The organism is Empedobacter sp. GD03861 (assembly GCF_029840885.1).
Classification (GTDB): domain Bacteria; phylum Bacteroidota; class Bacteroidia; order Flavobacteriales; family Weeksellaceae; genus Empedobacter; species Empedobacter falsenii_B.
Window position 1 is genome coordinate 1 of the sequence record NZ_JAOCDJ010000060.1, and the last position, 8409, is coordinate 8409.

9 protein-coding genes are annotated in these 8409 nt (G+C 32.2%); all 9 read left to right on the forward strand.

The features are described 5' to 3' along the window. Positions 1 to 251 (forward strand): hypothetical protein (locus N5D03_RS14265; protein ID WP_280052032.1); only part of this gene is annotated, 251 nt, incomplete at its 5' end. 29 nt (positions 252 to 280) lie between these two features. Then, positions 281 to 1138: a hypothetical protein gene (locus N5D03_RS14270; protein ID WP_280052034.1), complete on the forward strand. Its 858-nt coding sequence runs from the start codon at positions 281 to 283 to the stop codon at positions 1136 to 1138. 3 nt (positions 1139 to 1141) lie between these two features. Further along, the gene (locus N5D03_RS14275) at positions 1142 to 2296 is read left to right on the forward strand and encodes a hypothetical protein (protein WP_280052035.1); all 1155 of its coding nucleotides are present in this window, start codon (positions 1142 to 1144) and stop codon (positions 2294 to 2296) included. 3 nt (positions 2297 to 2299) lie between these two features. Continuing rightward, complete coding sequence (locus N5D03_RS14280) at positions 2300 to 3313, forward strand: hypothetical protein (protein WP_280052037.1); 1014 nt, start codon at positions 2300 to 2302, stop codon at positions 3311 to 3313. A gap of 2 nt (positions 3314 to 3315) precedes the next feature. Continuing rightward, positions 3316 to 3885 carry a phospholipase D-like domain-containing protein gene (locus N5D03_RS14285; protein WP_280052039.1) on the forward strand — a complete coding sequence of 190 codons (570 nt, stop codon included), beginning with the start codon at positions 3316 to 3318 and terminating at the stop codon, positions 3883 to 3885. Between the two features lie 2 nt (positions 3886 to 3887). Then, a complete protein-coding gene (locus N5D03_RS14290; RefSeq protein WP_280052041.1) occupies positions 3888 to 5699 on the forward strand; it encodes a hypothetical protein in 1812 nt (603 codons plus the stop codon). Then, positions 5700 to 6308, forward strand: a complete 609-nt coding sequence (locus tag N5D03_RS14295) for a hypothetical protein (protein WP_280052042.1) — start codon at positions 5700 to 5702, stop codon at positions 6306 to 6308. After that, on the forward strand, positions 6289 to 7695 hold the full coding sequence (locus N5D03_RS14300; RefSeq protein ID WP_280052043.1) for a DUF4407 domain-containing protein: 1407 nt from the start codon (positions 6289 to 6291) through the stop codon (positions 7693 to 7695). The genes N5D03_RS14295 and N5D03_RS14300 overlap by 20 nt, the downstream gene beginning before the upstream one ends. A 194-nt stretch (positions 7696 to 7889) precedes the next feature. Continuing rightward, a complete protein-coding gene (locus tag N5D03_RS14305) occupies positions 7890 to 8189 on the forward strand; it encodes a DUF6804 family protein (RefSeq protein ID WP_280052044.1) in 300 nt (99 codons plus the stop codon). Positions 8190 to 8409 lie beyond the last annotated feature (220 nt).

An 8409-nucleotide genomic window follows, 5' to 3' on the forward strand; every position in this document is an offset into this window, starting at 1 on the left:
CGTTACCTGCAAGCCTAAAAGACGACACAGCAAAAATGAACGACAGAAATAAACATAAAGTAACGGGACAATTGAACCGACAGACAGCCGACCCAAAAGCCAACGCTTCTGTATTTTTATTTTTTCCCAACGCACATTTTTTAAAAACAATTTTAGCCAACCGCACAAATGGCACATTTGGTTTTTGCCGACACACAAAGCCAACGCTTCAAAAAACCAAAAGAGCCATTTTTTTGCCAATTCACCGATGAAATATGAAACTTTTAAAACAAAATAAATTATGAGTAACAATTCAAAACAATGGAGTTCCGCAAATCCTGGTTACATCATTTTCTTGATTGACCAATCAGGTTCTATGGGAGAAGATTATACAGGTGGAAAAAACAAAGCAGAGTTTACCTCTCTCGTTATCAACAGAACAATTAACGATTTAATTTTCACAAATAGTGCAGGAGATAAAATTAAAGACAGAGTGTTTTTATCTCTTATTGGCTATGGTGGAAAAGGCGGAAATTCAGTTGATGATATTCGTTCCGACTATTTAAGTGCCTTTGCTGATAGTCCTTTAAGAGTTGAGAAAATAAAAAAGAAAGTATCGGACGGTGCTGGAGGTTTAGTCGAAATTGAGGAAGAAATGGCTATGTATGTAGAACCGACTTGTCCTCGAAACGGATTAACACCAATGGCAGAAGCTCTTGATTTTGCAAAGCAATTAATTGATGGTTGGATAACTAAAAAACCTGATAATCCTGCACCTGTAATTATAAACGTATCAGACGGAATGCCATACACAGGAGGAAATCCATTGGACGATATTGAAAAAACAATATCAACCGCAAATAGTATTATGAATATCAATACTGGTGATGGAAATCCTCTAATTTTCAATGTTCATTTAGGACAACCACCATTTAACGAAACAAAGTTTTCATCAACCGAAAGCGAAGTTTCAGATGAAGAAGGAAAAATACTTTTCAAAATTTCAAGTAAAGTACCTGAAACATACCGTGAAGCCGCAAGAAAACACGAATTTGTAACAGACGTAGATTCAAGAGGTTTTGTTTCAAATGCTGGTCCTGAAACCCTTATCAAGTTTATCAATTTTGGTTCATCTGGAGGAACAGACAGAATTATTTAAGAAATGAAAATTAATATAAAAGGATTCATAACAAGTAAGAAATCAGAATTATATTCAGATTGTGCGGATAATTATGCTGTAAACATTGAGCATAATAAATTCGCTATTTCTGACGGTGTTTCAAAATCGTTTTTTCCAAAAATTTGGTCGGATATATTGGCAAATAAATATGTCAATCAAAAAGATTGGAAAGATAACAATGAATTTATTGTTGAAAGTCAAAAAGAATGGCAATCCAAAATTGATGAAATTGTAAATCAACCCGAAACCAAATGGTTTACAAAATCTCAATACAATAGGAAAGACCCTGCGTTGGCAACTTTTGTAGGACTTCAATTTTTAGAGTCTGACCAAAAATGGATTGCACAAGCATTAGGAGATAGTTTTTTGTTTTTCATTCCAAAGGGTTCAACAGAGATTGAAATTAAATTATCCACTAAACCCGAACCTATTGTATTTGATAACTTCCCTGATTATTTATCAAGTATTGGGAATTCTCATAAAGGAGAAAAAAAACCAATTAAAGGAGAAAAAATAAAAGAAGGAACTTTTTATTTAATGACCGATGCTCTTGCTGAATGGTTTTTACAAAACACAGAACAAGCCAAACAGACACTTGACAACATCAAAACCCAAGAACAATATCTTGAAACAATTGCAAATGAAAGAAATGCAAACCGATTGAATGACGATGATTCCGCAGTTTTGATACTCGAACTTTTTGACGATGGCAAAAAAGAATTTTCCTATTCTAATATCGAAGTAACTCTTTTATCAGAGCTTATTAAAGAAGAAGCAGGGAAACTTGAAGAAGCTAAAAAAAAAGAAGTTTCTTCTCAACATTCTTTAAGCGAAAATGAAGAAGAAAACAAGGAAGAAGAACAATCTGCCAAAGAAGAAAATTCTGAAAATGAGATAATCAAGCAAGTTGAACAATCAACTGAGAACGAGAGTAGCGAAAAAGAAAGTTCGGAGGAAAAAAAAGAGGAGGAAAAACAGCTTGATGAAAGTGTAAAAGAAAACACAGAAGAGGATAATTTGACTGTCGAAAATGATAATCTTTCAGAACAAAATCAGGAAGAAGAAAAATCATCTGAACCAATTCAGAATATAGTTTCCGACAATCCAAAAACTAAATCAATTTTTGATAAATTCTAACGTATGGCAAATATTTATCCTTCAAGAACTGATATAGTTACAGCAATGCGAAATCCGCAAGTTAGCTTTAAAGCAAGCGAACTCATCGGAGGAACGATTATCCAAAAAGGTTCTCGTGTTATTCAATATTCAGGAGGTTATACAACTGTTTTTCCGTTTCATACAAGTAATTCCCAAAAAGTAGCTTTACGTTGTTGGATTGCCGACATTGGAGATGCTAAACGAAGAAGTCAGGAAATATCGACTTATTTAGCAAATCTGAACAATTCCTATTTCTGCGATTTTAAGTATTTGGAAGAAGCACTTCTTATCAATGGGAACATCTACCCTATTGTACTAATGGATTGGGTTGAAGGAAAAACTTTGAAAGATTTTATCAACGATAATATACATTCAAATCCTACTTCAATCTCTAAAGTACGAGAGAATTTTAAAGAAATGATTGCTTATTTTCATCAGCAAAATATTGCTCACGGAGATTTGCAACACGGAAATATTTTGGTTAATCCTGATTGCAGTTTAACGATTATTGATTACGATTCAATGTACATCAAACCACTTGAAGGAATGACTGATTCAATTAAAGGTTTGCCCGGTTATCAACATCCGTCACGGTCTGCAAACAGGTTTGTAAACCCTAAACTGGATTACTTTTCAGAATTAGTAATTTATTTATCGCTACTTGTATTTGAAAATCAACCAAGTTTATGGGAGAAATATTATGAAACCGAAGATTTACTTTTTTCAAAAGAGGATTTTACTAACGTAAACTATTCGATTTTAATAAATAGTTTATCACAATCCAATAATCAAACGATTGTGGATTTGACCAATAAAATGAAAGAACAGTTAGCAAAAAGTGATATTCAACAATTAGAACCATTAGAAAATTTACTAATTGACAGAATGGAAGTTATCAAAGACAATATTTTTGACAAATTCGACAAACAACCCAATCCGCCAAGTAAAAAAGAAGTAAAACTTCCTGATGTAAACAACATAACGAATAAATTTTAGCAATGACGGAGGTTTATTTTGAAGACATACACTATCAAATCATCAATCAAATTTCGGCTTCAAATAAAAGTCTGAAAATTTGTGTTGCGTGGTTTACTGATGTTGAAATTTACCAAAGCATTATTCAAGCTCAAAACAGAGGTGTTCAAGTTTATATCATTGTAGCAAATCACGAGTTCAACAAAAATTCACGAGTTGATTTTAAAGAATTGTTGCAAAACAATGGATATGTCGGATATATTGGAAATATCAATGATGGTGCTAAAGACAAACTTATGCACAATAAATTTTGCATTGTTGATGATTTTACGGTAATAACAGGTTCATATAATTGGACATTTAAAGCAAGATTAAATGATGAAAATATCATCGTTATTAAAAATCAACCAACTGTTATTGCTCAATTCAATGACAAGTTTGAAAGCATAAAACCTCAATATGGTTTTGCAGTCAAAGGAAACGAAGTGCAACTTTTGCCTATTGAAAAAATAATGGCAAAATGGGACAAACCAAAAGAAACAAAGCCACAACCAAGAATAAACAACGTAAAGTCAATTTTCGATAAATTTTAAGAATGTCAGTAAGTCAACAAGATATTATTACAGCCATAAAAAATTCGGACACTTTTTTAAAAGTGCCTGAATTGCTGGGAGCAAAACCAAAACTAAACAAGAATGGTAGTCTTTATTGTTTTACTGGTGGTTTTAATATGGTGTTTCAATTGGAACATCAGAATAAAAAATGGGCATTTAGAGTTTGGCATAATCTCAAAGAAAAAGGTGAATATAAAGAGCGTTATCGAAAAATATCAAAATATCTTTCAGAAAAAGAACTACCCTATTTTGCTGATTTCATCTATGATGAAAAAGGAATTTTGGTAAATGGAAATTTATTGGACACCATCCGAATGGAATGGCTTGAGGGAAAATTGCTAAAAGAATATCTTGAAGAAAATTTAGGCAACAAGAACAAACTAACTAAACTTGCTAATGATTTTCTGGAAATGTGTAAAACTCTACGAGAAAACAAAATTTCTCACGGAGATTTACAGGAAGGAAATATTTTGATTGACCGAAACGGAAGTATCAAACTTGTAGATTATGATTCAATTTGTATTCCTGAAATTGAAGGACAAAAAGAATTAGTTACAGGATTAAAAGGTTATCAACATCCCTCACGTTTTAAAGCAGGAAAAGCATCTTTAAAAGCGGATTATTTTTCGGAATTAGTGATTTATATTGCTATTCTCGCTTTGTCCGAAAATTCCCAATTATGGAATAAGTATGAATTAAAAACAAAAGAGAATTTTCTACTTTTTACTGAAACCGACTTTAAAGATTTTGAAAACTCTGAAATCTATAACGATTTACAAAAGCTATCTAATTCTATTAAAAGTCTGACAAGAATTTTGAACAGCTATTTATCAGAAAATAATTATCTAAATCTTACGTCTTTTGAACATTATTTAAAAGCACCTAAAATAATCAATTTTGGCTCGAATGAAAAGGAAGTTCTAAAAGGGAAAGCCATTGAATTATCGTGGAATATTGAGAATTATGATAAAATTTCAATAAACAATGGTGTCGGAAATGTAACAGGAAAGCATTCTATTTCTGTTTCGCCAACCAATACAGCTATATACAAGTTACTTGCAGAAAATGCCTTTGATAAAACAGAAAATGAACTATCCGTAACGGTTCTTCCACTTCCAAAAATCAAAGAATTTCGTTCTAAACAACAAAAAATAGAATACGGAAAAGAAACACAATTAGTTTGGGATATTGAAAATGCAGAAAAAGTAGAATTACATTGGTTGGGAAATATGGAGGTTATTCCAAATAAAGGAGGGAAATCCATTTCGCCTACGGAACACACCAATTACAAAGTAATTGTTACAGCATTAGACGGAATTACAAAAGAAGAAAAAGAAATTACGATTAAGGTTTTCAAAAGAGTTGAAATCAAATCGTTTGTTTCAGATTTGGAATTTGTGGTTGAAACTTTACCTGTAAAATTGAGTTGGGAAATTGATAACGCTTCGAGTATTACATTGTCCTCAAATATGCAGGCTGATATTGATGTAACAGGAAAAAGCGAAATTGAGATTTTACCTAAAAGGACAACTGTTTTTTATCTGAAAGCTAATAATGAACTGTTTTCCGTAACCAGTTCACAAATAAAAATTGAGGTACAAAATATTCCAACATTCAATCCGAGTATTATCCCAAGATTACCTAATGGAAAGGATTTAATTCCAAGTTTTGAATTGGATTTTAAGGAATTATCTGAGACAATTCTCAATGAATCTCAAATCGGTTTTCAAACTGCAATGAAACCGATAAAAAGATTCAATATTCTAAACTCATTGCAAAAAATACTGAAATAGATGAGTACAAAAATTCAACAAAAACTTTGGAAACTGGCAAATTATGATTGCTTTCTAATGGAATACTGTCCTGTCTTGCACAATAAAATTGCAGGAATAGGAATGTTTTTCTTGTTTCAAATACTGATTGTTTTTGCTTCGGTTATTACGAGTTACAAAGTATTTATTTCGAGCTATTTAATATTGGGGTTTCTCGTCGCTACGTTGGTAACTTTCATTTTTTATAAATGGATGAAGTTTTTGAACGAAGTTCATCATACCAATCCAAAAACAGGAATATTCATAACGCAATTTTTTATCAATTTAATTTTTACATTGATACTTGCTATTCCTTTTTGCTTATTCCTTTTTGAACATCAAATCCTATTTCAACTTTATTTGAAAACAGGAAAAATGACACTTGGAAACTTTGAACAATTATGGCTAATGCCTTTAGGTTTATATAAAAGTTGGTTTGTAGAAACAGAAGGAAAAGTAATTTTATTCATCTGCATAGCCATATTGATAATGATAGCATTTGTTTTCATTACACCCTATTTTTTAATTTTTAAAAACAGAAAATCTAATTACACTCTAGTTAAACAGAATTATGAGCAAAACTTCTCCTAAAAAATATAAATATTCAAAAACTCAGTATTTCTTTTGGCTATTGTCAGGAGCAGAAATCAGTATTTTAAAAGATTGCCCGACAGATTACAACAGACAAGCAGGAATAGGCTTTACAATTTTTATGACCACTTTATTAGCTTTCTTTTCTGGAAGCTATGCAGGTTATTATTTTGGAGAAAGTTATTTATCCGCTATCGTATTCGGTATTATTTGGGCTTCGTTAATTTTCAGTATCGACCGAAGTATGGTTGTTACATTAAAGAAAGACCCAACGAAAGAAAAACAGAATTTTTGGCCTGCCTTTTTATCAAGAGCAGTTTTGGCTGTTTTGATTGCTTTTATTATCTCGATTCCTTTGGAATTGTTGATTTTTAAGGAAAATATCGACTTGCATATGGACAAATATAAACTTGACCAAGTTTATTCTGTTCAACAAGCATCTAAAAGAAATGAAGCAATATCAGATAAACAACGTATTTTAAGTAATGACAGTCTTGTATTAGGAAAAGTTGAAACACAGTTATCACAAGGTGAACCAAAAGGCGACCCAGAATATGACAGACTCAAATCTGAAATTCAAACTAAACAAAATGATTTTGATGCTCTTACAAGAAGGTTAAACACAGCTCGAACAGAAGCAAATAGTGCCTACAATAATGTTCCAACATATTATGATTATAGTAGCGAAAGTTATGTAAAAAACAGAAACTCGCAACAATGGAGAACTTACGAGAACAAACTCGCACAAAGAAGACAAGCACAAGACAATTTAAACAAATTTGACAGAAAGGGATTAGATGACTTAAAAAATCGAAGACAAAAATACATTGATGATTGGATTGCTAACCTCAAAGGAGAACAAAAAAGACTAAATGACAACATTGTACAAACAAGCACTTCCATAAACAAAGGACTTGCTACAGCCGATACAGCAAAAAATGAATTTCAAGACAAAATCAAAGATAAAAAAGGATTTGTTTTGCGTTTTATGGTTTTAGAAAATTTGGCAACACCAAATAATCCTGAAATTCCAGAAGGAGCTACAATTTTTATGTTGTTATGGTTGATCCGAATACTCTTTTTTACGATTGAGATTTTACCAACCATTGCTAAAATAGCAACACCAATTGGTGCTTATGACAGGGCTATTTACAGAAAAGAAAAGGACTTAGAACTCGAATTAGAGGAAAGAACATCTGAATATCTAAAACAACAAAAAACAATTCGAGATATTGAGTATGAAGCCGAACAAGTGCAAACTAAAGAACGTACACAAATAGAGAACGGTTTACATAAAGAATTATTGACTGAAATTGCAAATGTTCAAAACAAAATAGCAAGACAAAAAATTGAAGAGTTTAGGAAAAAGCACAATAAAATTGATTAAAACTATGTAGTTATGGCTTGGCGTTTTAGAAAATCAAAGAATATTGGCCCATTCAGAGCAACCGTATCCAAAAAGGGAGTCGGAACAAGTTTTGGGTTTTTAGGGTTTCGTTTTGGTGTAAGTCCAGACGGTAGAAAGTATTGGAGTTTTGGCATACCCGGAACAGGCTTGTTTTACATTAAATATTATTGACAATGGATAAAGCAATTAAAATAATCTTAGCGATTTTATTTTTTGTTTGTTTGGCAGATATGCCATACGGCTACTATCAGTTTGTAAGGTTCGCAGGACTAATTGGATTTGCAATATTAGCTTATCAAGCTCACGAACAAGGCAGACAGATGGAAATGATAATTTTCGGTGGACTTGCCTTACTGTTTCAACCGTTTTTCAAAATTGCACTTGGCAGAGAGATGTGGAACATAGTTGACGTAGTTGTAGGTATAGGACTTTTAATATCAATATTTATGAAACCAAAGGAAAGCCCACGCTAAAAGCAAGCACATTTGCAATTCGCACAATCCAACGCACAGACCAAAAATTGCAAAAGAGCTTACTTTGCCAACGCAGACAAAATTGTTTTTAAAAATTTCCCAACGCTTCAAAAAAATAAAAATACACCGACAAATAGGCCAACAAACACAGCAGATAATGACAGGAAAACTCACTATTGACAAGGCATACAACGACACGACAGACAGAAGGCCAGCAGGT

Coding starts and splice junctions, on each gene's coding strand:
- N5D03_RS14270 (WP_280052034.1), top strand. CDS start 281: ATGAGTAACAATTCAAAACAATGGAGTTCCGCAAATCCTGGTTACATC.
- N5D03_RS14275 (WP_280052035.1), top strand. CDS start 1,142: ATGAAAATTAATATAAAAGGATTCATAACAAGTAAGAAATCAGAATTA.
- N5D03_RS14280 (WP_280052037.1), top strand. CDS start 2,300: ATGGCAAATATTTATCCTTCAAGAACTGATATAGTTACAGCAATGCGA.
- N5D03_RS14285 (WP_280052039.1), top strand. CDS start 3,316: ATGACGGAGGTTTATTTTGAAGACATACACTATCAAATCATCAATCAA.
- N5D03_RS14290 (WP_280052041.1), top strand. CDS start 3,888: ATGTCAGTAAGTCAACAAGATATTATTACAGCCATAAAAAATTCGGAC.
- N5D03_RS14295 (WP_280052042.1), top strand. CDS start 5,700: ATGAGTACAAAAATTCAACAAAAACTTTGGAAACTGGCAAATTATGAT.
- N5D03_RS14300 (WP_280052043.1), top strand. CDS start 6,289: ATGAGCAAAACTTCTCCTAAAAAATATAAATATTCAAAAACTCAGTAT.
- N5D03_RS14305 (WP_280052044.1), top strand. CDS start 7,890: ATGGATAAAGCAATTAAAATAATCTTAGCGATTTTATTTTTTGTTTGT.